General features: G+C 63.7%; 24 protein-coding genes and 1 tRNA gene. 8 read left to right on the top strand and 17 right to left on the bottom strand.

Annotated elements, in window-relative coordinates; genetic code table 11:
* Positions 1-115: 115 nt before the first annotated feature.
* Positions 116-1,123, bottom strand: coding sequence for an iron ABC transporter substrate-binding protein (locus X727_RS163930; RefSeq protein WP_023833375.1), 1,008 nt, complete (start codon positions 1,121-1,123; stop codon positions 116-118).
* A 204-nt stretch (positions 1,124-1,327) separates the two neighbouring features.
* Here X727_RS163930 and X727_RS163935 point away from each other — a divergent pair, with 204 nt between their 5' ends.
* The 3 genes from X727_RS163935 (at position 1,328) to X727_RS163945 (ending at position 4,656) form a co-directional block, all read left to right on the top strand.
* Complete coding sequence (locus X727_RS163935; protein WP_023671665.1) at positions 1,328-1,879, top strand: sigma-70 family RNA polymerase sigma factor; 552 nt, start codon at positions 1,328-1,330, stop codon at positions 1,877-1,879.
* Position 1,880: 1 nt separating this feature from the next.
* On the top strand, positions 1,881-2,519 hold the full coding sequence (locus X727_RS163940; protein ID WP_023671666.1) for an NrsF family protein: 639 nt from the start codon (positions 1,881-1,883) through the stop codon (positions 2,517-2,519).
* A gap of 202 nt (positions 2,520-2,721) precedes the next feature.
* A complete protein-coding gene (locus tag X727_RS163945; RefSeq protein WP_050588105.1) occupies positions 2,722-4,656 on the top strand; it encodes a PAS domain S-box protein in 1,935 nt (644 codons plus the stop codon).
* 27 nt (positions 4,657-4,683) lie between these two features.
* Here the strand turns inward: X727_RS163945 and X727_RS163950 are convergent, their stop codons facing one another.
* The 7 genes from X727_RS163950 to X727_RS163980 all read right to left on the bottom strand — a co-directional run bounded on the left by X727_RS163950 (position 4,684) and on the right by X727_RS163980 (position 10,112).
* Entirely contained in the window at positions 4,684-5,562 is an 879-nt protein-coding gene (locus tag X727_RS163950) for a 3-hydroxybutyryl-CoA dehydrogenase (protein ID WP_023671668.1), read from the bottom strand.
* A 120-nt stretch (positions 5,563-5,682) separates the two neighbouring features.
* On the bottom strand, positions 5,683-6,612 hold the full coding sequence (locus X727_RS163955) for an electron transfer flavoprotein subunit alpha/FixB family protein (RefSeq protein WP_023737457.1): 930 nt from the start codon (positions 6,610-6,612) through the stop codon (positions 5,683-5,685).
* 20 nt (positions 6,613-6,632) lie between these two features.
* Positions 6,633-7,382, bottom strand: a complete 750-nt coding sequence (locus tag X727_RS163960; RefSeq protein WP_023737458.1) for an electron transfer flavoprotein subunit beta/FixA family protein — start codon at positions 7,380-7,382, stop codon at positions 6,633-6,635.
* Between the two features lie 216 nt (positions 7,383-7,598).
* Entirely contained in the window at positions 7,599-8,399 is an 801-nt protein-coding gene (locus tag X727_RS163965; RefSeq protein WP_023737459.1) for a rhomboid family intramembrane serine protease, read from the bottom strand.
* 29 nt (positions 8,400-8,428) lie between these two features.
* Positions 8,429-9,010, bottom strand: coding sequence for a cob(I)yrinic acid a,c-diamide adenosyltransferase (locus X727_RS163970; protein WP_023671672.1), 582 nt, complete (start codon positions 9,008-9,010; stop codon positions 8,429-8,431).
* A gap of 19 nt (positions 9,011-9,029) precedes the next feature.
* Positions 9,030-9,221, bottom strand: coding sequence for a twin transmembrane helix small protein (locus X727_RS163975; protein ID WP_023671673.1), 192 nt, complete (start codon positions 9,219-9,221; stop codon positions 9,030-9,032).
* A 24-nt stretch (positions 9,222-9,245) separates the two neighbouring features.
* Positions 9,246-10,112 (bottom strand): SDR family oxidoreductase, encoded by an 867-nt coding sequence (locus X727_RS163980; protein ID WP_023671674.1) that lies wholly within the window; start codon positions 10,110-10,112, stop codon positions 9,246-9,248.
* A 60-nt stretch (positions 10,113-10,172) separates the two neighbouring features.
* Between X727_RS163980 and X727_RS0132990 the strand changes: the two genes are divergently transcribed.
* On the top strand, positions 10,173-11,024 hold the full coding sequence (locus tag X727_RS0132990) for a YihY/virulence factor BrkB family protein (protein WP_023671675.1): 852 nt from the start codon (positions 10,173-10,175) through the stop codon (positions 11,022-11,024).
* Here the strand turns inward: X727_RS0132990 and X727_RS0132985 are convergent.
* On the bottom strand, positions 11,021-11,896 hold the full coding sequence (locus X727_RS0132985) for a DMT family transporter (RefSeq protein WP_023671676.1): 876 nt from the start codon (positions 11,894-11,896) through the stop codon (positions 11,021-11,023). The two genes, X727_RS0132990 and X727_RS0132985, sit on opposite strands and share 4 nt — an antisense overlap.
* Before the next feature lie 219 nt (positions 11,897-12,115).
* Between X727_RS0132985 and X727_RS163985 the strand changes: the two genes are divergently transcribed.
* Positions 12,116-12,403: a hypothetical protein gene (locus tag X727_RS163985; protein ID WP_023671677.1), complete on the top strand. Its 288-nt coding sequence runs from the start codon at positions 12,116-12,118 to the stop codon at positions 12,401-12,403.
* Here the strand turns inward: X727_RS163985 and gluQRS are convergent, their stop codons facing one another.
* A complete protein-coding gene (gene gluQRS / locus X727_RS163990) occupies positions 12,404-13,279 on the bottom strand; it encodes a tRNA glutamyl-Q(34) synthetase GluQRS (RefSeq protein WP_023833373.1) in 876 nt (291 codons plus the stop codon).
* Positions 13,280-13,353: 74 nt separating this feature from the next.
* On the opposite strand from gluQRS, the gene X727_RS163995 reads away from it, so the two are divergent.
* Complete coding sequence (locus X727_RS163995; protein ID WP_023671679.1) at positions 13,354-13,995, top strand: DNA-3-methyladenine glycosylase; 642 nt, start codon at positions 13,354-13,356, stop codon at positions 13,993-13,995.
* 128 nt (positions 13,996-14,123) lie between these two features.
* A complete protein-coding gene (locus X727_RS164000) occupies positions 14,124-14,681 on the top strand; it encodes an HNH endonuclease (RefSeq protein ID WP_008874122.1) in 558 nt (185 codons plus the stop codon).
* A 404-nt stretch (positions 14,682-15,085) separates the two neighbouring features.
* Here X727_RS164000 and X727_RS164005 read toward each other — a convergent pair whose 3' ends face one another.
* Together X727_RS164005 and X727_RS164010 are read right to left on the bottom strand one after the other, a co-directional pair.
* On the bottom strand, positions 15,086-15,604 hold the full coding sequence (locus tag X727_RS164005) for a disulfide bond formation protein B (protein ID WP_023737462.1): 519 nt from the start codon (positions 15,602-15,604) through the stop codon (positions 15,086-15,088).
* Positions 15,605-15,666: 62 nt separating this feature from the next.
* Positions 15,667-16,251 (bottom strand): YqaA family protein, encoded by a 585-nt coding sequence (locus X727_RS164010; protein WP_023673756.1) that lies wholly within the window; start codon positions 16,249-16,251, stop codon positions 15,667-15,669.
* 205 nt (positions 16,252-16,456) lie between these two features.
* Between X727_RS164010 and X727_RS164015 the strand changes: the two genes are divergently transcribed.
* A tRNA-Leu gene (locus tag X727_RS164015) sits at positions 16,457-16,541 on the top strand.
* A gap of 188 nt (positions 16,542-16,729) precedes the next feature.
* Here the strand turns inward: X727_RS164015 and X727_RS164020 are convergent.
* The 5 genes from X727_RS164020 to X727_RS164035 form a co-directional block, all read right to left on the bottom strand.
* Complete coding sequence (locus tag X727_RS164020; RefSeq protein ID WP_023673757.1) at positions 16,730-17,305, bottom strand: cation transporter; 576 nt, start codon at positions 17,303-17,305, stop codon at positions 16,730-16,732.
* A gap of 139 nt (positions 17,306-17,444) precedes the next feature.
* Positions 17,445-18,428 carry a YncE family protein gene (locus X727_RS0132980; protein WP_348524519.1) on the bottom strand — a complete coding sequence of 328 codons (984 nt, stop codon included), beginning with the start codon at positions 18,426-18,428 and terminating at the stop codon, positions 17,445-17,447.
* 243 nt (positions 18,429-18,671) lie between these two features.
* The gene (locus X727_RS164025) at positions 18,672-19,952 is read right to left on the bottom strand and encodes a GNAT family N-acetyltransferase (protein WP_023754193.1); all 1,281 of its coding nucleotides are present in this window, start codon (positions 19,950-19,952) and stop codon (positions 18,672-18,674) included.
* On the bottom strand, positions 19,952-21,355 hold the full coding sequence (locus tag X727_RS164030) for a lipopolysaccharide biosynthesis protein (RefSeq protein WP_023833372.1): 1,404 nt from the start codon (positions 21,353-21,355) through the stop codon (positions 19,952-19,954). Before X727_RS164030 ends, X727_RS164025 begins: the two co-directional genes overlap by 1 nt.
* Before the next feature lie 263 nt (positions 21,356-21,618).
* Positions 21,619-22,122, bottom strand: coding sequence for a hypothetical protein (locus X727_RS164035; RefSeq protein WP_023833371.1), 504 nt, complete (start codon positions 22,120-22,122; stop codon positions 21,619-21,621).
* Positions 22,123-22,348 lie beyond the last annotated feature (226 nt).

The following is a 22,348-nucleotide window of genomic DNA, read 5'->3' as shown; positions in this document are numbered from 1 at the left end:
CAGGCGCGGCCGGAAACGCAATGTGTCGTCATGGACAATGCCATCTCGAAAACAGAGCGCTCCTGCGGAAAGTCCGGCAGGAGCGCAATCGTTGCCCTTTTAGGACGAACCCAGCCTAAAGCAAGCCGGCTGCCGTCATCAGTTCCGTCACCTTTTTGGAGTTCAGTGTCGCCGGATCGACCTTCGGCGCCTGCAGGTCGGCCAGCGGCACCAGCCTGGGATTGGACTGCGCGTCCTTGCCGATAGCGTATTCGAAGGACGTGCCGGTCTTCAGCACGTCCTGGCCGCCTTTCCCGGTCACCCATTTGAGGAACGCCTGGGCTTCCTTCGGGTGTTTGCTCGAGGCGAGCACGCCGCCGCCGGAGATCGAGACGAAAGCGCCGGGATCCTGGTTCTTGAAATAATGCAGTTCGACGTTCTTGCTGTTTTCGCCGGTCTTTGCCTGATCGCCGAAATAGTAATAGTGGTAGATGATTCCGCCTTCGATCTCGCCGGCATTGACCGCCTTCATCACCGTGCCGTTGCCCTTGTAGGCGGTGAAATTCTCCTTCATGGCCTTCAGCCAGTCGGCGGTTGCGGCTTCGCCCTTGAGCTCGAGCAACGCGCTGACGATGGCCTGAAAATCGGCGCCGGAAGGCGAGGCTGCCCAGCGGCCTTTCCAGGCGGGATCGGCGAGATCGAGCATCGATTTGGGCAGCTTTTCGGCCGTGAGCTTGGTCTTGTTGTAGGCAAAGACGGTGCTGCGCGCCGCGACACCCACCCATTTGCCGCTGCTCGGCTGGAATTCGGCCGGGACTTGCGCCAGCGTGTCGGCGTCGACCGGCGCGAAAAGGCCCGCCGCTTCGACCAGGGTCATCGCCGGCGAGTTTTCGGTCAGGAACACGTCGGCCGGCGAAGAAGCGCCCTCGGCGACGATCTGGTTGGAGAAATCGCTGTCGCCGCCATTGCGCAGCGTGACCTTGATGCCGGTTTCCTTGGTGAAACCTTCGACCCATTCCTTGGCCAGGCTCTCATGCTGGGCGTTGTAGACGATGATGCCGGCATCCGCGGCCATTGCCGGCCCGGCGATCATGCTCACGGCCAGCGCTGTGGCCCCCGCTAGGGTGGAGAGCGTGTATCTCATGGCGTCATCCTTAATCTCGGTGGTTCTGGTTTCGCAGGCTGCACCTATCGATACCTGACAGCAGTAGTCAACATTGCTCGGCTGCTTCAATCGGTCGCCGCTCCCGCAAACTTTCGTGATTTTGCGGCACTTTGGCTTGGACATCATTTCGCCGGACACGTAACAAATCGGTGCCGAGGCGCGAAGATCGGGGAGTGAACTCTTGTGAGCGGCAAGGATGAGGCCGAGCTTTCCCGGCTGATGCGGGCCGCGATCGCGGGAGATGAAAGGGCCTACGCCGACTTTTTGCACCGGATCGCCGCGCTGGTTCGCGGCTTTGCGAGGCGCAAGATCGTACAGGGCGGGGTCGATCCCGAGGATGTCGTGCAGGAAACCTTGCTGGCCATTCATGTGAAACGGCATACCTGGCGCCAGGACGCGCCGGTGTTGCCATGGATCTATGCGATAGCCCGCTTCAAGCTGATCGATGCTTTCCGGCGGCGCGGACGGCGCATCGAAATCGAGATCGACGAGATCGCCGAGACCTTTGCCGAGCCGGAAACCGAGACCGTCAGCGAACGCGACATCAACCGGGCGCTGGACGGACTGCCGGCTGCGCAGCGTTCCGTCGTTTCTTCGATCTCGGTCGACGGCCGCTCCATCGGCGAGACGGCGGCCAGGCTCGGCGTCAGCGAGACGGCGGTGCGGGTGTCGCTGCATCGCGGGCTTGCCGCGATCGCCAAGCGATTTGGGCAGGGGCGCTTCGGGCGGCAGTGACATGAGGACGGAGGATCTCATCAAGGCACTCGACGCCGACACAAGCAGCAAGGCGATGCCGCTGCGCTCGGCCTGGTTGATGGCGGCGGCAGCCGCGGCGGTGATCGCGGCTCTGGTCTTCTTTCTCACCATCGGCCCGCGTCCCGACATCATGACCGCCATGCACACGATGCGGTTCCTGGCGAAGTTCGTGTTCACCATCGTGCTCGCCGTCACCGCCTTTGGCCTGGTCCGGGCGTTGTCGACGCCGGGAGCTTCGACGGCAAGAGCCGCGGCCTGGATGCTGGCGGCGCCGCTGCTGGTGGCCGTGGCGGTGGCTCTCGAACTGTTCATGGTGCCGGAGCCGATGTGGAGCACGCGCATGGTCGGCTCCAACATGATGATCTGCATGGGCTTCATCCCGCTGATCGGAATCGGCCCGCTTGCCGTCTTCCTGTGGATGCTGCGCTATGGAGCGCCGACGCGGCCGGTGTTGGCCGGGGCGGTCGCGGGACTGCTCGCCGGCGGCCTGGCGGCGACCTTCTACGCCGCGCACTGCTTCGACGATTCTCCGCTTTTCGTCGCCACCTGGTACACGCTCGCCATCGCCGTCCTCGCCGGTCTGGGCGCGCTCGGGGGACGGTTCTTCGTGCGCTGGTGACCGGGCCGTCCAAGATCGCCCAATAATCACCGATCCTTAATCATGCCGGGAATTGTTTGCGGGTTCACCGTGTTGCCGGTGGCTCCGGCGCAACCTTTCCTTAAAATCGATCATCCAGTGTTTTTTGCAGAAATGTGTTGCGCATGGGGTGGCATGCACAGTGATGCGACGAGAGCGAAAAAGCCTGCGGGCTGACAGTCACGTGGCTTTGGTGCTTGCGGCCGGAGGGCTTTGCGCTGCCGTGGTCGCGCTCCTGCTGTCGCGGCTCGATGTCAGCGCCGAAGTGCTGAAACTCTGCCTGCAGATATCGGTGCCGGTCGCCGCCGTTGCGCTGATTCTCGCCGCCCTGTTCATTTACCGGATACTGGACGACCGCCGGCAGATCGCCGAAAGCGAGCAGCGTTTCCGCCGCGCCATGGAGGATTCGGCGATCGGCATCGCCATTGTCGGCCTCGACGGCCGCATCCATGAAACCAACCCGGCCTTCGCCGCCATGCTCGGCTATAGCAAGCAGGAGATCGAGGCGCTGACCTTCTTCCAGATCACCCATCCCGACGATGTGCAGATCGGCCGTGAGACGATGGAAGGCATGCGGGCGGGCACCGTCAACGCCTTCCACTTCGAAAAGCGCTACCTCAGGAAGGACGGCACGCCGGTATGGGCCCATCTTGCCGGTTCCGTCATTCGCGACGAGAAGAGCGGGAGCCCGCTCTACCTGGTCTCCCAGATCGAGGATATCGATGCGCGCAAGCAATCCGAGGCGCGCATAGCCGAAGCCGAAACGCGCTGGAATTTTGCCTTGGCCAGCGCCGGACAAGGCGTCTGGGATCTTGATATGCGGAAGGGCGGCACCACCTACTCCGCCACCTGGGTGAAGATGCTGGGCTATGCCGATGGCGAACTGGACGGCGACCCCGACCGCTGGCTGGCGATGATCCACCCCGACGATCGCGAAAACGTCGCCGAAGCCGATCGTGCCCATCTGGAGGGCAGGACACCGTTCTTCGAAGCCGAGTTCCGGATGCGCCACAAGGATGGCCACTGGGTCTGGATCCTCGACCGCGGCAAGACGCTCGAACGCGACAAGGACGGACGGCTGGTCAGGGCCATCGGCAGCCTGACCGACATCACCCAGCGCAAGCAAACCGAGGAAAGCCTCATCGTATCGGCGGCAATGCTGGCCGACGAGAAGGAGCGGCTGAGGGTGACGCTGCAGTCGATCGGCGACGCCGTCATCTGCACCGATGCCGCCAACCGCATCACCTTCATGAACCCGGTCGCCGAAAAGCTCACCGGCGTTGTTGGCGCGGAGGCGCTCGGCAAGACGCTTGGCCATGTCTACTGGGCGGTGGACGAAGAAACCGGGCAAAGGATCGGCATGACGCGGCCGGCGCTCGGCAGCGCCAGCCCTGCCGACCAAAACAGTCGCGCCGTCCTCATCCGTCGCGACGACACGCGCTGCAGCATCCGCCAGGTGGTGTCGCCGATCATGAACGACCGCCAGGAGTTCTGCGGCCTGGTCATCGTCTTCCAGGACTTCACAGATGCGCGCGCCTTGCAGCGCCAACTCGCCTATGCCGCCGCGCATGATGCGCTGACCGGCCTTGCCAACCGTTCGAGCTTTATCCGCACCATGGAGGAACTGGTCGACCGGAGCCGCAAGGCCGGCACGGCCAGGCCGGCGGGCGAGCATCATTTCATGTTCATCGATCTAGACCATTTCAAGCTGGTCAACGACACTGGCGGGCACGCCGCCGGCGACGCCTTGCTGAAGCGGGTTGCCGAGGCCATTCGCGGTGCGCTTGGGCCGGAGGATATCGTGGCCCGCCTCGGCGGTGACGAATTCGCGGTCATCCTGAAAGCCGGGTCGAGCGCCGGCGCCAGGATTGCCGCACGCTCGGTCATCGACGCCATCCGCGGCCTGCAGTTCAGCTGGGACGGCCGGCCGCATGCGATCGATGCCAGCATCGGGCTGGCGCCGATCCACAGCAACAGCGGTGAAGTCGACGAGATCATCGCCCGGGCCGATGCTGCCTGCTATGCGGCCAAGGCCGCCGGCCGCGGCTGTGTTTCCGTGGCGCCTGACGATACCGGGTCAAGAGGCCAAGCAGAGCCGCCGCTTGCAGCGGCGTCCTGAGGTAGCACGGAACTTTCGGTCTGGTGGTTAGCGCGTCGGAACCGGATGCTCGCCGCGATAATCGTAGAAGCCGCGCCCGGTCTTGCGGCCGAGCCAGCCGGCCTCGACATATTTCACCAGCAGCGGGCAGGGGCGATATTTCGAATCCGACAGGCCGTCATGCAGCACCTGCATGATCGACAGGCAGGTGTCGAGGCCGATGAAATCGGCGAGCTGCAGCGGTCCCATCGGATGGTTGGCGCCGAGCCGCATGGCGGTGTCGATGGCATCGACCGAGCCGACCCCCTCATAGAGCGTGTAGATCGCCTCGTTGATCATCGGCAATAGAATGCGGTTGACGATGAAGGCCGGAAAATCTTCAGAGACGGTGATCGTCTTGTCGAGCTGTTTCACATAGGCCTTGGCCGCCTCGAAGGTCTGATCCTCGGTAGCGATGCCGCGCACCAGTTCGACCAGCTTCATCAGCGGCACGGGGTTCATGAAATGTATGCCGATGAAACGCTCGGGACGGTCGGTCTGCGCCGCAAGCCGGGTGATCGAAATCGACGAGGTGTTGGTCGCCAGAATGGCTTCCGGGTTGAGCTGGGGACAGAGCTGCGCGTAAATCTTGCGCTTGACCGTCTCGTCCTCGGTCGCCGCCTCGATAACCAGATCGGCACCGGCGAGATCAGCCATGGTGGGGGCTGCGGAAATGCGCGCCATCGCTTCGTTACGCAGCTTTTCCTCAAGCTTGCCGGAGCCGACCTGACGGGCCATGTTGCCGCTGACCGTGGCAATGCCCTTCTCGATACGGTCGGGCGAGACGTCGTAGATCAGCACCTTGAAACCCGAAAGTGCTGATACATGCGCGATGCCGCCGCCCATCTGGCCGGCGCCGATGATGCCGATCGTCTCGATCTTGGCCATTTGCAGCGATCCCGTCGAAAAGGCCTTTGCGGCCTGCTTTTTGTGCAGTGCAAACTAAAAGGGTGGGGTAGCTTCGTCTACCCCACCCTTTCACAATTTAATACGCTTTGGCAGAGAGCGTCAAAGCGCCTTTTGCAGTTCCGGCAGGATGACGAACAGGTCGCCGACGAGGCCATAATCGGCAACCTGGAAGATCGGCGCCTCCTCGTCCTTGTTGATGGCGACGATGACCTTCGAATCCTTCATGCCGGCAAGGTGCTGGATGGCGCCGGAAATGCCGACGGCAATATAGAGGTCCGGCGCCACGACCTTGCCGGTTTGGCCGACCTGCCAGTCATTCGGGGCGTAGCCGGCGTCGACGGCAGCGCGCGAGGCGCCGACGGCTGCACCGAGCTTGTCGGCGACCGGCAGAATGACTTCCTGGAACTTTTCCGAGGAGCCGAGCGCGCGGCCGCCCGAAATGATGATCTTGGCCGAGGTCAGTTCCGGACGGTCGGTTTCCGACAGCCTGTTCTCGACGAAGGTGGACAGGCCCGGATTGGACGCGGCCTTGACCGTCTCGACAGCTGCCGAGCCGCCCTCGGGGGCAGCCTGGAAGGAGGCGGTGCGCACGGTGATGACCTTCTTGGCGTCGCTCGACTGCACCGTCTGGATGGCGTTGCCGGCATAGATCGGCCGTTTGAACGTGTCTGGTGAAACCACTTCGATGATCTCGGAGACTTGCGCGACATCGAGCAGGGCCGCCACGCGCGGCGCGACATTCTTGCCCGACGAGGTCGCCGGCGCGATTATGGTGTCGTAGGCGCCGGCCAGCGAGACAACGAGTGCGGCGAGCGGTTCGGCGAGGCGCTCGGCCAGTTCGTCGGCCTCGGCCAGCAGCACCTTGCTCACGCCCTCGAGCTTGGCGGCGGCGTCGGCCGCGCCCTTGGCGCCTTTGCCGGCGACCAGCACATGCACGTCCGAACCGATCTGCAGCGCCGCCGAGAGCGCCTTGGCGGTCTGGTCGGAAAGAGTTGCGTTGTCGTGTTCTGCGATGAGGAGAATGGTCATTTTATCTGTTCCTTCCAGTCTCAGAGCACGCCGGCTTCGTTCTTCAGCTTGTCGACCAGTTCGGCGACGCTCTTGACCTTCACGCCCGCCTTGCGGCCGCTGGGCTCCTCGGTCTTGAGCACCTTCAGGCGCGGCTTGACGTCGGCGCCGTAATCGGCCGGGCTCTTTTCGTCGAGCGGCTTCTTCTTGGCCTTCATGATGTTGGGCAGCGAGGCATAGCGCGGCTGGTTGAGACGAAGGTCGGCGGTGATGATCGCCGGCATTTTCAGCTCTACCGTCTGCAGGCCGCCGTCGACTTCGCGCGTCACCTTGGCCTTGTCGCCGTCGATCACGACCTTGGAGGCGAAAGTGCCCTGTGCCCAGCCGAGCAGGGCGGCCAGCATCTGGCCGGTCTGGTTCGAGTCATCATCGATCGCCTGCTTGCCCAGGATCACGAGACCGGGCTGCTCGGCGTCGACGACGCCCTTCAGCACCTTGGCGACGCCGAGCGGCTCGGTCTGTTCGTCTGTCTTGACCAGGATGGCGCGGTCGGCGCCCATGGCGAGCGCGGTGCGGAGCGTTTCCTGCGCCTGCTGCGGGCCGATCGACACGACGATGATCTCTTCGGCCTTGCCGGCTTCCTTCAGCCGGAGCGCCTCTTCCACCGCGATCTCGTCGAACGGGTTCATCGCCATCTTGACGTTGGCGAGTTCAACCGCCGAACCATCAGCCTTGACGCGAACCTTGACGTTCGCATCCACAACCCGCTTCACGGGCACAAGGATCTTCATTTGCCTGTCACCTCTCCTGAGATATCCGGGCGCGCTATAGCAGCGTGCGCCTCCGCAGAGTTGTCGAAAGCCGACATTCCTGACTGAATTGCGGCCAAACGGAATTCTGGCCGGACGGAATTCTTGTCTTCTGCCGCCTAGCGGTGGCGCTCTCCGTAGTTGTGGAGACGCAACACGTCAATATGCCACGGCAGCGGCCAAACCGCTCAAATCGGTTCAGTTGTGACCGGAAGCGCCACCTCGGCCCCAACGCGTCTCAGGTTGCACGGGAGCGGGACCGGCTGGCGCCGGCCCAGTAGAAGCGGCTGGCTGATCGGCGGGTTCCGGCTCGCCGTCGTCACCGGCGAGCAGCGGCACGCCGCGGCTGCGCATGATGAGCACCAGCACGCCACCGGCAATGATGCCGCCAATATGGCAGGCCCAGGATATCTGGTTTTCGCCGCCGGCGGCAAACATCACCACTTGGAAGCCGATCCACAGGATCAGCGGGATGAAGGCCGGGATACGCAGCGGAATGCGGGCAAAGACCAGCACCCACACTTTCACCCGGGGGTAGAGGACCAGATAGGCGGCGACGACGCCGGCAATGGCGCCGGAGGCGCCGATCAGCGGCACCTCCGAACTCCAGGCGACGAGCCCTTGGAAGAAGGCGCCGGCGATGGCGCAAAGCAGGTAGAAGATAAGGTAGCGGATGTGGCCGAGTGCGTCCTCGACATTATCGCCGAACACCCACAGGAACAGCATGTTGCCGCCGAGATGAAAGATATCGGCATGCAGGAAGGCATAGGTGAGGTAACTCAGGCTCTCCGGAATGACGACGAATTGGGGCGAGAGTTCTGCCGTGTCGTGGACAACCGAAGGGATGAAGCCGAGGCCGAGCACGGCGGCGTTGTTGAAATTTTCGCCGCCGATCGTGGTGATGAGAAAGACCAACACGTTGGCCGCGATCAGGCCGATCGTCACATATTGCAGCCGGATGTGGCGCAACCTGTTGGAGTCGTAAAGCGGGATGAACATGCCCCAAGCCCTTTCCCGCCTTCGAAAATTCAGCGGTTCTTGCCGGGCACCCATAACACGTCGGCATTTCCGTTGTCATTGACCGCACGAGCGGCGACGAACAGAAAGTCCGAGACGCGGTTTATGTATTTCAGCCCCTCGCGATTGACATGTTCGGCCGGGTCCTGCGCCAGTGCCACCATGATCCGCTCGGCCCGTCGCGCCACGGTGCGGGCAAGATGAAGTGCTGCCGCCGCCGGCGTGCCGCCATTGAGCACGAAGGATTTGAGCGGCTGCAGATCCTTGTTGAGAAGGTCGATATCCTTTTCGACGCGGTCGGTCTGCGAGGCGATGATGCGCAGCGGTTCGTAGCCAAGCGGCTTGCCGTCGTCGGGCACGGCGAGATCGGCGCCGAGGTCGAACAAATCGTTCTGGATGCGGGACAGCATGGCGTCGATGGCGGGATAACTTGCCGCTGTGTGCAGGCGGGCGATGCCGATGCAGGCATTGGCTTCATCGACGGTGCCGTAGGCATCGACGCGCAGGTCGGATTTCAGCCTGCGTTCACCGGTGCCGAGGCCAGTGGTGCCGTCATCGCCGGTGCGGGTGTAGATCTTGTTGAGCTTGACCACGTCGCCTCCCGAACGGCCGTCACTTGCGGGTGAAGTACACCACCAGCAGGATCAGTGCCAACGCCAGCGCCTGCAACAGCACGCGCGCCTGCATCAGCTTGTTCGAGCTCACACCGGAGCCGCCGCGCATCATGTTGATGAGGCCGCGGACAAGCACGATCACCACGGCGACCATGACGAGGACGAGGAGGACTTTGATGACGGTTGCCATGATCTGTTCCCAGTTCTGTTGCGGTCAGGCGCGTCTGGCCAGAACGCGGTAGAGCATCGATGCCGGCAGGATGCGCTTGAGCATCACGCCGATCCTGGCCGGCACTGTTACCACATAGTGCGGGCGCGGGCGCCGCGACAGAAGTGCATGGCGCAAGGCCGCATAGACCACCTCCGGCCCCTTTTTCAGCCGTGATGAGCTGCCGCCGGCCCGAAGCCGCGCCAGCTGCGTGGCATAGGCGAGGTGGTGGACGGAATTCTCGTGGTCGATGTTTTTCAGGAACCAGAACAGCCCGTTGCTGGCGATTTTCGAGGTCACCGGCCCCGGTTCGATCAGCGAGACATGGATGCCGCTGCCCCTGAGTTCCTGCTGCATGCACAGCATCAGGCCTTCGAGCGCGTGCTTGGAGGCTGAGTAGGCGCCGCGAAAAGGCACCGGCGCTAGCCCAAGGATCGAGGAACAATGAACGAGGCGGCCATGTCCCTGGCGACGCATTACCGGTACGATGCGTCGGGTGAGGTCGTGCCAGCCGAAGAAATTGGCCTCGAACTGCTCGCGCAATGCCGCAACCGGCAGGTCTTCCACGGCGCCGGGCTGTGCATGGGCGCCGTTGTTGAACAGGGCGTCGAGGCGTCCGCCTGTCCGCTCCAGCACCGAGCCCACAAGGGCTTCGATAGAGTCCGGCTCACGGTAATCGAGGTAAAACGCCTCGATGCCGTCTGCTTCGAGTGAGGCTATGTCTTCAGGCTTGCGCGCCGTTGCAAGCACCCGCCAGCCATCCGCCTTCAGCGCACGGGCGCAGTGGGCGCCTATCCCGGACGAGGCGCCGGTGACGATGATGGTGCGCAACTCTTTGGCAGGCGGCGTCGTGGTTTGAGCAAGGGTTGCCATTTGCCACAATCCCTTCCCATATTCGCGGCGTCGAGACAATCGAAGGGAACGCGGCTCTTGATGCGGAATATCGTCGTGCTGCGCCGCGTGCTCTATGACGCGCTTGGCCATTTCAACACCGATGACGGCTGGGCCATGGCCAGCCATCTGGCGATCACTTCGCTGATGGCGCTGTTCCCGTTCCTGATCTTCGCCACCACGCTGGCGAGCTTCCTCGGCGCGCAGGCGTTCGCCGATACTGCCGTGCACCTGGTCTTCGACACCTGGCCCGAACAGATCGCGAAGCCTATCGCGCGCGAAGTGCTCAACGTGCTGACCGTGCGGCGCACCGATCTTTTGACCTACGGCGTGCTGCTGGCGGCCTATTTCGCCTCCAACGGCATCGAGGCGCTGCGCACCTCGCTCAACCGCGCCTACCGCGTCGCCGAAACGCGCGGCATCATCTACCGCCGGGTGCAGAGCATTTTCTTCGTGCTGATCGCGACGGCCGGTTTCCTGGCGATCAGCGTGCTCCTGGTCTTTGCGCCCTTGCTGGCGCGGCTGGCGGAAGCTCATTTCGAGTGGATCAAACCCTATACGGGCACGATCACGCTGTGGCGTTACGTCATCGCCTCAACCGTCATCATTGGTGGCTTGTTTGCCGTCCACTATTGGCTGCCGGCGGGCAAGCGCCGCTTTGTCTCGCTGGTGCCTGGCATCATTTTCACTCTGGCTGCGTGGCTTGTCGGCTCGACGATGTTCGCGACCTACCTCGACCATTTCTCGTCCTATGTGACGACCTATGCCGGCCTCGCCTCGATCATGATCGCCGTGGTTTTCCTCTATATGCTGTCGGCGATCTTCATCCTCGGCGGCGAACTCAATGCAGCGATCAGCCGCTTTCTCGAAGCGCGCGCGCGTGTCGGCAGCTAGGTTTTGGCTGGCCGAGCCGTGGCCAGCCCGACGCCGAGCGTCGCGATTGCCATGCCGACGATCTGCACGAGGCTGAGCCGTTCGCCGAACAGCGCCCAGGCGATGACAGCGGTGACGGCCGGCACCAGGTAGAACAGCGACGCGACCTTCGACATCTCGCCGTCGCGGATCATCACCATCAGCAAGAAGATGGCGCCGATCGACAGCACCAGGACCAGCCAGGCCATGGCGAAGATCAGTTCGCCGTTGATGATCACCGTGTGGGTCTCAAGGGCCAGCGAAGCCAGGATCATCAGCGAGCCGCCGCCGATATATTGCCACATCGTCGCCGCCACCAGGTCGCCACCCGAGGCATAGCGCTTCTGCCAGATGGTCCCGGCGCTCATGCCCAGCACCGAGACCAGCGACGCCGCCAGCGTTTCGGGCGTAACGCCGCCGCCGAGAGCGCCGAGCTTTGGCCACAGCACGATGATCACCCCCACAAGGCCGACGGCAAGGCCGGCCCAGTGGCGCGGCAGGATGGCCTCGCCGAGGAACCGGCCGGCAAGCACGGCCGTGATCAGTGGCTGCAGGCCGACGATCAGCGCCGAAAGCCCGGCGGGCATGCCCCTGTGGATCGCCCAGAACACCGCGCCGAGATAGATGCCATGCATGAGGATGCCGGAGACCGTGGCGTGAAGCGCTTCTGCCCTTGTGGCTCGCTTCGAGCCAAGCACGAGCATCAGGCCGGCGAGCAGCAAGGCGGCGATGACAAAGCGGGCCGCCAGAAAGGTGAAGGGCTCGGCCCAGGGCATGGCGTAGCGCGCGCCGATGAAACCTGTCGCCCACAGGACGACAAACGAGGCGGGGATGAACCGCTTGAGACTGTGCATTTTCGGGGAAGCCGTTTCCGGTGGAGAGGTCCGATTCGGTGAAGAGACAAATACGGCAATTGCTCTAATGCGGTTCAATCCGGCAAGCAAAGCGAAACAATTGGTACATAAGCTCATCCTGATGTAGGAGGTGGCCGAATTCAAAGGGCGGCGTCAGGGCAATCGACTTCTGTCGATGGATCCGGCGACATGGCGTTTTGGCTTCGACAGGGAGCGCGCATGCTGTTGCATCTCGACACAAGCTGGCTTTTGATGACGGTGGCCAGTGTGGCCGTGTTCGGCTTCTTCTTCGGTTCAGCGCTCGACGCCATCATGCAGGAGGACGGTTTTGGGTCGACCGGCAACACATTGCTGTTCACGCTCGGCTTTTTCGCCGCGGTCATGGCCGCGAACGAACATGGCATCGTCCTGAGAGATCTGAAGCTCGCGGTTGCCTGGGGACTGGGCGGCGCCTTCGCGTTTATAGGCGCGTTGGCGCTGCTCAAGGCGGGGCTGGCCCGGCTTTAGTCAGAGCCCGACCAGCCGCCTGACATCGTCCGGCGACATGCCTGCCTGCCTCAGCGCGGCAAGGCCGGTATCAGCAAAACTCTTCGACAGTTTGCGCCCATCCGGTCCGAGTATGAGACGGTGGTGGAAATACTGCGGCTGGCCGAGGCCGAGCAGTTCCTGCAGCAGGCGCTGGATGCCGGTCGCGGAATAAAGGTCGCGGCCACGCACGACATGGCTGACGCCTTGCAGAGCGTCGTCGACGACGACGGCCAGGTGATAGCTGGTCGGGATGTCGCGGCGCGCCAGAATGACGTCGCCCCAGTCCTGCGGACGCGCCTCGACTCGCTGCGTCGCCGAAAGCGTCTCGTTGGTGAATTCGCGCCAGGACAAATCCGTGCCGACGCGCGCCAGCGCTGCATCGATGTCGAGGCGCCAGGCGAAGGGCGCATTTTCGGCGATGCGGCGGTTGCGTTCGCTGACCGGCAGCGCCTTGTCGGCGGCGGGATAAAGCGGCACGCCGTCCGGGTCGCGCGGCCAGCCGCGGCCGCGCTTTTCGCTGTCGGCGATGAAGGCCCTGATCTCGCCACGGCTCATGAAGGCAGGGTAGACGAGTTCTTCGCGGACCAGCCGGTCGAGCACGGCCTGATAGTCGGAGAAATGCTCGGCCTGGCGCCGCACCGGCTGTTCCCATTCGAGACCTAACCATTCGAGGTCGCGAAAGATGCCGGCCTCGAATTCAGGCGTGCAGCGGATCGTGTCGATGTCCTCGATGCGCAGCAGCAGGCGGCCGCCGGCCGCACGCGCCAGTTGCTGGTTGAGCAGTGCCGAATAGGCATGGCCGAGATGCAGTTCGCCATTCGGGCTCGGCGCGAAGCGGAATGTCAGGAGCGTCATCTCACAAGCGGCAATCGGGTTGTGCAGCGGTTTTGCCAATTGCTACCGTGCGGTCGGTTCAGGAACAAGAAAACATGCAACGCATCGCGACACTGGACGATATTGCGCGCGGGTTGGATGCGCTTTGCGCAATCGATCCGCGCCTGGAAAAGGTGCGCGGCATGGCTGGCGAGGTGCCGCTGCGGCTGTCGGAACCCGGTTTTCGAAGCCTGGCCTCCATTATCGTTTCGCAACAAGTATCCCGTGCGAGCGCCGATGCGATTTTCGGCCGGCTGATGAAACTGGTCGATCCGCTAACGCCGCAGGCGATCCTTGCCGCCGGCGAGGACATGTTTCGCGAGGCCGGGCTGTCGCGGCCGAAGCAGCGCGGTCTGATCGCGGTTGCGCAGGCCGTGGTTGAGGGGCTCGACCTGCATCACCTCTGTTTGCTCGACGCCGAAGAGGCGATCGCGGCTATGATCGCGGTGCCGGGCATCGGCCCGTGGACGGCGGAAGTCTATCTCCTGTTTGCCGCCGGCCACCCCGATATTTTCCCCGCGCGCGACGTCGCGCTGCAGAGCGCGGTCGGCCACGCGCTCGGTATCGAGCCGCGTCCGCCGGAGAAAACGCTGATCGCCCTGGCCGAATCATGGAGCCCGTGGCGAGGTGTCGCATCGCGGCTTTTCTGGTCCTATTATCGCGAAACCAGGGGCCGGGACGCGGCACCTCCGGCCTGAAACCGCAAAAAAGCATGAAAACCCTGCATTTTTGCCGCGTTTGGCTGATGACAATCCGCTTCACATCCCTGTCATGTCGGGCTTACAGTATCCACGCCGATCGGTTTTAAAACGAGGAGGTCAACAAGGTGACGGTTGCCGTATCTCCGGATGGGCTTCCTGCGCTGGTGCTGAATGCGGATTACCGTCCGCTCAGCTATTACCCCTTGTCGCTCTGGTCCTGGCAGGATGCCATCAAGGCGGTGTTCCTCGACCGGGTCAACATCGTCGCCGAATACGAGCATGCGGTGTCTTCGCCGACCTTTTCGATGAAGCTGCCCAGCGTCGTCAGCCTGAAGGCCTATGTGAAGCCGTCGAGGCACCCGGCATTCACCCGCTTCAACGTGTTCCTGCGCGACCGCTTCCAGTGCCAGTATTGCGGCACGCCCGAGGATCTGACCTTTGACCACGTCATCCCGCGCCATCGCGGCGGGGCGACGACGTGGGAGAATGTCGTGGCCGCCTGTTCACCCTGCAATCTGAGGAAGGGCGGCATGATGCCGGCGCACGCCAAGATGTGGCCGTTGCAGAAGCCCTACCAGCCGACCGTGCACGACCTGCACAACAATGGCCGGCTGTTCCCGCCCAACCATCTGCATGAAAGCTGGATGGATTATCTCTACTGGGATGTGGAACTCGAACCGTAGGGATCGTTCGAGAATTCGCAAGGCTGGCCGCCTGAAGCGATTTTGCGCTTCCGATGCTCACACGCCTGCCAGACCATATCGGAACAGCTCGGCTGCGCTCACTTATCGGCGGCATCGCCTTTAAGGACCGGCTTCCCCCACTCCGTCGCTGCTTCGCAGCGCCACCTCTCCCCCCTCCGGAGGGAGAGGAAGGGAGCCCCGCTGGAGGAGCGCTGGCTGTAGAGTAGCGCCGGCTGTAATAGGCTCGCGCCTTTCCTCTACCCCGTCGATCGGGGGAGAGGTGGTTCGGCGAAGCCGAGACGGAGTGGGGGTCGACCTGGCTCGGACGTCGAAAGCCGCGCCACGCGAACCAGTCTGCAGAATTTTTGCTCGAACTCTGCGTCGTGGCGCTCGATCGAATTAGCTCAATCGCGCGCCATTGCCCCGCGAAAGGCGACGGCGGCGAGGATGAAGCTGGCGATGGCGTTCCACCCGGCCAGCGACAGGCCGAGGATACGAAGGGCTGCCTTATCGCAGGATGGCGGCACGAATTTGTCGAGCGCGTCGAGCACGCCCTTGCCGCCGGTGTCGACCGGGCCGGCGCCGGCCGTGCAATCGGCCGGGCCCTGCCACCAGGCCCATTCGACGCCCGAATGATAGACGCCGAGATAGAGGCCATAGAGCATCAGCAGGCCGCCGACGGCAAGCAGGCCGCGCGTCAGCCATGCGGGCGCGCTAAGCATCGAGGCAATCACCGCCAGCAGCATCAGCGGGGCGCCGATATAATAGGGCGTGCGCTGCTCCAGGCACAGATGGCAGGGGATGTAGCCGCCTATGTGCTGGAAGGCGAGCGCGGAGCCGACCGTGGCGGCCATGGCGACGGCGAGAAACAAAGCGGTGCGCGTCCGCTGGCGTCCGGTATCGGCTGTCATCGTGGCTGTCATGTTTCGTCCGTTGAATTCGCCGTCCGCCGGCATAGTCCTGACCCACCGCCCGCCTTGGACGGTCAGAAGGCGTATTTGACGACGATATAGAGCAAAATCAGGGCAGCGGCGCCGGCGCCGACGATCAATCCCAAACGCTTCTCGATGAATTCCTTGATCTCTTCGCCATAGCGGCGCAGCAGCCAGGCAAGAAGCAGGAAACGAGCGCCACGCGCCAGGATGGCGGAGACGATGAAGACGAAAAGATTGACGTGGAGGGCGCCTGCCAGAATGGTGACCACCTTGATCGGCGGCAGGTGGGCGGCACCCGATGTGACGAGCAGCACCAGCATCAGCCCGGTGCCGGCCGACTGCCACCTCTCGAACGCGTCAAGGCCGCCAAAGTGCTCCAGCATCGGCCGTGCTATCGTGTCGTAGGCATAGTAACCGATCAGCCAGCCGGCAATGCCGCCCAGCACCGACGCGACAGTGGCGGTCAGCGCGTAGCGATAGGCGCGTTCGGGCCGCGCCAAAGCCATGGGCAGGTACAAGACGTCGGCAGGTATGAAAAACACCGAGCTTTCGACGAAAGCGATGAAGGCCAGCCACCATTCGGCGGATTTGCGGGCCGCCAGCGACAAGGTCCAGTCGTAAAGTCCGCGAAGCATCGGCTCTCCTGGATGCAGGTTGCCACACGCAACGCGCTTTGATGCGCGTCTGTCTAGAAAGATTTTCCGCGCCGCACAATGGCAGGAGCGTCACGAAACAGAAAGGCGGGCTTTTGCCGCAAGCAGGGCACGGCGGCGCATTTGGCCAGTTGACGAACAGGCCTCCAACCGTATAGTCCGCGCCCATCCAGGCCTTTGGGCCTGAGCCCCTATGGCGGAATTGGTAGACGCGCTCGACTCAAAATCGAGTTCCGCAAGGAGTGCTGGTTCGATTCCGGCTAGGGGCACCATTTTTGATCTCACGCCAGTTCGCTTCGCTCATGGGCTCCGATGGGGCGGCCTGACCGGCCGACGGGCGGTCGCCCTTGCGAAACCTCCGGGTTCGAACAGTGCCTCGAACACAGAGCCAACCGCGGCTGCTGAGGATGACAGCGATAGCGCCAATCAGCGGCGGCCGGTAGCCCCGCTCTACGTGCTCTCAGGCCGCCGCACGGTGTTCTTCACGGGCAGCTTCCCACACTTCGCGGGCCGCGTCGGCGTTCATGACCGCGATCCCCAATCCCACCGCCAAATCGGGCCACGCGGAATGCCAGAGCAAGGCCGTGACCAACCCTGCGGCAATAATGGCGATGTTGGCCAAGGCGTCGTTGCGGGCCGACAGGAAGGCCGCCTTTGTGAGGCTGCCGCCACGATGCCGGTGCGCGGCCAGCATGTAGGCACAGGACAGGTTGACGGCGAGAGCGCCAAGTCCCGCCAAGGTCAAGGCGATGGGCTGCGGCGGCACCGGCACGTTGAACTTCTCCCAAGCCGTCCAGAGCGTTGCCAGACCCGGCATGAGAAGGATGAGCGCCAATGCCATCCCCACCCGCGCACGGGAGCGCACAGACCACCCAAGTGCGAGCAGGATAAGGAGGTTCACGGAAGCATCTTCAAGAAAGTCGATGCTGTCGGCGAACAGGGACACTGATCCAATGGCGAGCGCCACAGCGAACTCGATCCCGAAATAGGCAAGATTGAGAAGCGCGACGATGAGGACGATGCGGCGAAGGTTCATCTTCTGGCAGTATCCGAAACCAGTGTGTGGAGCTACAGCTTCGCGGTTTCCAAGGAAAGCCCCTGCTCGTTCCGGGTCCCGGCCGATGGGCGGTTGCCCTTGCGACCTTTTGCGTTCGAGCCGCGCCTCGAACACGGACTTAGCGCATATTCCCCGTATGCCCTTGCGAATACCGCCCCGGCTGTGGCCACACCGTCAGGCCGTGCGGCTCTGAGCCAACCCGAAACTTGGTCACCGCGCCTGATGTCGTGTCGATCATGTAGGCGGCACTGTCGAAGCGGCCGGACAGCCATAGTTGTTTGCCGTCGGCGCTGACGTTGCCCATGTCGGGGCTGCCGCCGCCGGGGATCGGCCATTGCGTGACGACCGCGCGGGTAGCGAAGTCGATCACCGTCACGCTGCCCGGTCCCTTTGCCTGGCCCTGCTCCATCTTGTGCGAGCCCCGGTTCGAGACATAGAGCCGCTTGCCGTCGCGGCTGACGACGAAGCCATGGGCGCCGATGCCGGCCGGGATGAAGCCGATTTCCTTGAAACTGTCGCCATCGACGAGGAACACGCCGTCATTCATCATGTCGGCGACGTAAAAAACCTTGCCGTCGGGCGAGAGGCGGATGTCCTGCGGCATGCCCATTTTCGAGAAGTCGAGATGGCCAAGCACCTTCTGGTTCTTCAGGTCGATCTTTGCCAATCCGCCATTGCCGTATTCGCAGGTGAAGATCGCGTAGGCCCCGTCGACCGAGAATTCGGCGTGGTTGATGCCGGGGCAAGTGGGCGTCGGCAGGCTCGACATTAGCGCCATGGTGTGAGGATCGCGGAAATCGAGCCGCTCCAGGGCTTCGTCGACGACGATGGCCGCGCCCGGCATGAAATACAAACTGTAGGGATCGTCCACGGCGATCTGCGGGCCGGGCTTGCCGGTCATCGGGTCGATCGGCGTCAGGCTGCCGTTCTTGCCGGTGCCATTGTTGGCGACCCAGAGCGTCTTCAGGTCCCAGGACGGCACGACGTGCTGCGGTTTGCTGCCGACCGGGAACCTGTCGACTTCCTTGAGTGTCATGGTGTCGATCACCGTGACGCTGTTGGAGGAGCGGTTCGGCACATAGACGCGCGGCAGTGCACCCAGCGTGGCCGGGCTGAGATGGCTGGCGGCGGTGTGGCTGTAGATGTTGATGGACGGCGCGGGCTCGCTGCAATCCTCGGGACAGCTATCGGCCTAGGCGCGGACAGGCAGCAGCGCAAGCAGCAAAAAGGCCGCACGGGGACCGGCGTGACGCAAAAAGGTTCTGATCATCAGGATGGCTTGTCGTGAAGGCCGGCCGAAATTGCCGCCGGAGCCATAGCTGGTGTCTTGCCGTTGATCCAGTGGCTATCGCCGTCCCAGCAAACTCTTCACGCGGTTGCGCAGCAGACGGGCCATGTTGCGGGTCTCGCGGTAGAGATGCAGCTGCGAGGCGGCCTGGCGGGCGAGGCGGTCGGCATCCGGCGTCAGTCCGATCACCAGCGAGCCCATCGGCTTGCGCTCGCTCCACAGCCGGCTCATCACCGGGTGGTCGGGCACGGCGCAGGAATCCGTCATCATGATGTTGGGGTCGTCGAGATGCTGCCTGGTCACCTCGATCATCAGCAGCGTGCCCGGCGAATAGGTCGCCAGCGTCTCGTCATAGGCGGTCTTCCAGGTGTAGGCGACGCCGGCTTCGACGAAGACCACCAGGCAGGCGATGGTGCGGCCGTCCAGCATCAGCGAATGGATGCGGCACATGTCGTGCTCGGCCAGCCGGTGCACGGCCTCGCGGGCAAAGGCGGCGCGGTAGCGGTCGATGGCCATGGCGGTGCGCTCGCGGCCCTTCCAGCCGGCCGCCTCCAGCGTCAGGAAACTTTCGATGGCGTGGCGGATTTCGTCCGGTCCCCGCGCCACGACATGTTCCAGCCTGCCGAGATCCCCCAGGCGCCGCTTTAGGCGGCGGAATTCGCGGTAGTGGTGCGCGCGCAGCGATGCCTTCAGATACGCCTCGCCGTCGAGCGTACTTTCGAGCACCGGCCGGTCCGCCTTGCCGGTGGTGACCATTGTCAGGCCGCGCGTCTCGGCAACGGTGGCCAGCACGCTGGCCAATGGGCCGTCGAGCCGCATGTCGGGCAGCACGAAGACCTTCGGCAGCTTGAGATGCGGCCGCGACAGCATGCCGAAGAAATCCTCGACGACGCCGATCGGGTCGTCGTGGTCGACCAGCGGTGTGCCGATCGGGCCGAACGGGCTCGACCAGGTGCGCATCACCGGAACGCCGAGCGGCACCGCCGGCCTTTCGACCGAGAACGGCACCAGCAGGCGCAGCCGGTTGCGGTATTCGTCGCCGTCGCGGATCACCGCCAGCTTGACCTCGCGATCTTCCAGCCGGGGCATGGCCGGCGCCAGGAAGCGCGGGTTGAAGAAAACGTTGGGCTCGATCGTGCGGGTGCACAGATAGTCGAGTTCCTCGACCAGTTCGAAGCCGGCCGAAGCCGGATAGATCGCCAGCTTGCGCAGCGGCCGGTTGTTGGCGAGGATCTCGAGATGCGCCGGATCGGCGTCGCGCGCCAGGCCGGCAAGACCCGACACCATGGCGCCGGCCGGACCGCCGCTGGTTTCCTCGATCAGCGGGATGGCGGCCATCAGGCGGCTCCCTCGGCAGCGGGCACGAAGATCAGCATGACGATGCCGAGCTTGCGCCAGACGGTGAAGGACAGGGCGCTGGCCTCGAAGACCATGGCGAGGCTGGTGGCGATCGCCGCCCCCCACAGGCCAAAGAGCGGGATCAGCACCACGTTGAGGCCGATGTTGAAGGCCAGCGTCATGGCATAGACGGCGGCGCAGATGTTCTGGTTGCCGCTCATCGTCAACAGGCTTTCGCAAGGGCCGACGGCGGCGCGCGCCACGACGCCGAACACCAGCAGGAACAGCAGCGGATAGCCGTCGGTGAATTCGGGCCCGAACAGCACCAGCATCGGTTCGCCGAGCGCCAGCACCAGCAGCGCCATCAGCAGCGACGGCCAGAACGTCCACGACACGGTCTCGCGGGCGAAGGCGGCGAGCTTTTCCGGTTCGCCATGGGTGAACTGCGCATAACGCTGGGCGACGCCGGCCTTGACGGAGAAATAGACGAAATGCACCAGCGCCAGCGTTTTGACGGTGGCGAAATAGACGGCGACGTCATTGGGCTGGAGATAGGCGCCGACCATCAGCACATCGGCGTTGGTGAGCAGGAAGAAGAAGCTTTCGACCAGGAAGATCGGCAGCGAGACGATGAACCACTCGCTGAAATGCACCTTCATCGGCCCGGCCGGGATATTCCTGCCCATGCGCGTGGTCACGCCGATGAGCTGGCCGAGCGTGGTGGCGTAGGTGGCGGCGATCGAAGCGAAGATCGCTGTCCTGGCGTCGGGCGCATAGCCCATTGCCAGCATCAGCGCCATCAGCGCCAGGATCAGCACCGGCCGCACCAGATAGGTCGGCGACAGCGCAAACAGCGCCCAGGAATTGGCGCGTGACTGGCCTTGCAGCAGGTCGCCCATGGCGATCATCGGCAGGCAGAACAGGCCGAGGATGAAGGGCATGACATAGTAGCTCTCGATCCAGTTCGCGCACAGCCAGACGCCCAGTGCGCCTAGTCCGGCGATTGCGGTCGAGGCAATCAGCACGAACAGGCGGCTGGCGACAACGATGCCGCGCAGCTCGGCCAGCATGTTGCGTTCGCGGTATTCGGGGATGAAGCGGATGACCGAGGTGTGGAAGCCGAGGCAGGCGAGGTTGCCGACGATGACCATCGTCACCCAGACGAGGACGAAGATGCCGTATTCGAACGAGCCCATCCAGCGCGCCATCAGCACCTGGCTGATGAAGGCGATGACGGCGCTGACGATGCGGATGGCAAAGGCGATCAGCGACATGCGGCCGGCTTCGCCGCGCTCGTCGGCGGTGAACAGCACCGCATCGATGCGGTCAAGCAGAGGCCCCATGCGCAGCGCCAAACGCTGCGGCAAGAACCGCCCGGCCGTCGTCGCCGCGGAAAAGCGCACCCCGATGTCTCTCCGTTTTCCGCCTCTTTTCAAGGTTTCGATGTATCCGAAACACCTTAAGAAAGGGTGGGCAGGTGCGGGTGCGCCGAGGGGCCAAGGACGGCCGCGTGTGCAAGGTGCGTCATCGTATGCCGGGGCATAATAAAAGGCGAGCGAACGCCGGGGAAGACTGGGGAGCCGGTCGGCGTTTCGCTCGCCCCTCCCCCGCCAAGGGGGAAGGCAGGCATCGGGTGTGTCCGGTGCCGGATGTCACATCGGGAACGTTACATCCCCTTCATCGCGTCGCAGGACACGTTCGGGTTCATGTCGGCGAAGGCGCCGGTCGGGTTCTGTTTCCAGGCCCAGACATGCAGTTCGTAGAACGGGCCGAGGCCGTAGCGGTTGGGGGCGCTGTTGAAGTTGAACAGCTGGCCTTCGAGCGAGGCCGGGCCTTTCGAGGTGATGTATTCGACCGCTATTAGCTTCAGGCCGCCGTCGGCCATCGGCTCGTACATCACCGCCTCGGGCTTGGCGACATCGACGGCATCGTCCTTGAGATAGGCGCCGTTGACATAGTGGATGCCCATGGCGCCGCCGGTGATGCCGCTGGCGCAAGGGATGGGGGCATAGCCTTCGGCGGTGGCGGCTGCCACATTCTCGAAGCGGCTGTTGGCTGCGCGCACCTTTTGGGCCAACGGGTTGGCGTCGTGCGCCTGGGCGGCCGCACCCGCCGCGATCGAGATGGCGGCGAAAGCCGCGAAGCGTGTCGTCCAAAGAGTTATGGTCATGGTCTTCCGTCCGTTTGTTGACGCTCGAGGCGACGGCGGCCGATCAGGCTGCCCGAAACGCTGCGGCGTTGGTTTAGGATTTGGTTTATCCGTCCCGGTTCATGCGATGCGGCTTCCGTTGCCGGGCTTTGGCCGCAGCCCTTAAAAACCGTGCAAAATCAACGATCCCAAAAGTAATATTGCCAATATTCCTGCGGGACGTCCCGCTCCGATAGCCCGATGTCGC

This window comes from Mesorhizobium sp. L103C105A0, from assembly GCF_000502215.1.
Classification (GTDB): Bacteria; Pseudomonadota; Alphaproteobacteria; order Rhizobiales; family Rhizobiaceae; genus Mesorhizobium.
This window is presented reverse-complemented; position numbering and strand designations above follow the sequence as displayed.

What these genes read in the sequence shown, in the direction of transcription:
- X727_RS163930 (WP_023833375.1), bottom strand. Translation starts at nt 1,123, where the DNA reads ATGAGATACACGCTCTCCACCCTAGCGGGGGCCACAGCGCTGGCCGTG.
- X727_RS163940 (WP_023671666.1), top strand. Translation starts at nt 1,881, where the DNA reads ATGAGGACGGAGGATCTCATCAAGGCACTCGACGCCGACACAAGCAGC.
- X727_RS163950 (WP_023671668.1), bottom strand. Translation starts at nt 5,562, where the DNA reads ATGGCCAAGATCGAGACGATCGGCATCATCGGCGCCGGCCAGATGGGC.
- X727_RS163955 (WP_023737457.1), bottom strand. Translation starts at nt 6,612, where the DNA reads ATGACCATTCTCCTCATCGCAGAACACGACAACGCAACTCTTTCCGAC.
- X727_RS163960 (WP_023737458.1), bottom strand. Translation starts at nt 7,382, where the DNA reads ATGAAGATCCTTGTGCCCGTGAAGCGGGTTGTGGATGCGAACGTCAAG.
- X727_RS163965 (WP_023737459.1), bottom strand. Translation starts at nt 8,399, where the DNA reads ATGTTCATCCCGCTTTACGACTCCAACAGGTTGCGCCACATCCGGCTG.
- X727_RS163975 (WP_023671673.1), bottom strand. Translation starts at nt 9,221, where the DNA reads ATGGCAACCGTCATCAAAGTCCTCCTCGTCCTCGTCATGGTCGCCGTG.
- X727_RS163980 (WP_023671674.1), bottom strand. Translation starts at nt 10,112, where the DNA reads ATGGCAACCCTTGCTCAAACCACGACGCCGCCTGCCAAAGAGTTGCGC.
- X727_RS0132990 (WP_023671675.1), top strand. Translation starts at nt 10,173, where the DNA reads ATGCGGAATATCGTCGTGCTGCGCCGCGTGCTCTATGACGCGCTTGGC.
- X727_RS0132985 (WP_023671676.1), bottom strand. Translation starts at nt 11,896, where the DNA reads ATGCACAGTCTCAAGCGGTTCATCCCCGCCTCGTTTGTCGTCCTGTGG.
- X727_RS163985 (WP_023671677.1), top strand. Translation starts at nt 12,116, where the DNA reads ATGCTGTTGCATCTCGACACAAGCTGGCTTTTGATGACGGTGGCCAGT.
- gluQRS (WP_023833373.1), bottom strand. Translation starts at nt 13,279, where the DNA reads ATGACGCTCCTGACATTCCGCTTCGCGCCGAGCCCGAATGGCGAACTG.
- X727_RS163995 (WP_023671679.1), top strand. Translation starts at nt 13,354, where the DNA reads ATGCAACGCATCGCGACACTGGACGATATTGCGCGCGGGTTGGATGCG.
- X727_RS164005 (WP_023737462.1), bottom strand. Translation starts at nt 15,604, where the DNA reads ATGACAGCCACGATGACAGCCGATACCGGACGCCAGCGGACGCGCACC.
- X727_RS164010 (WP_023673756.1), bottom strand. Translation starts at nt 16,251, where the DNA reads ATGCTTCGCGGACTTTACGACTGGACCTTGTCGCTGGCGGCCCGCAAA.
- X727_RS164020 (WP_023673757.1), bottom strand. Translation starts at nt 17,305, where the DNA reads ATGAACCTTCGCCGCATCGTCCTCATCGTCGCGCTTCTCAATCTTGCC.
- X727_RS164025 (WP_023754193.1), bottom strand. Translation starts at nt 19,952, where the DNA reads ATGGCCGCCATCCCGCTGATCGAGGAAACCAGCGGCGGTCCGGCCGGC.
- X727_RS164035 (WP_023833371.1), bottom strand. Translation starts at nt 22,122, where the DNA reads ATGACCATAACTCTTTGGACGACACGCTTCGCGGCTTTCGCCGCCATC.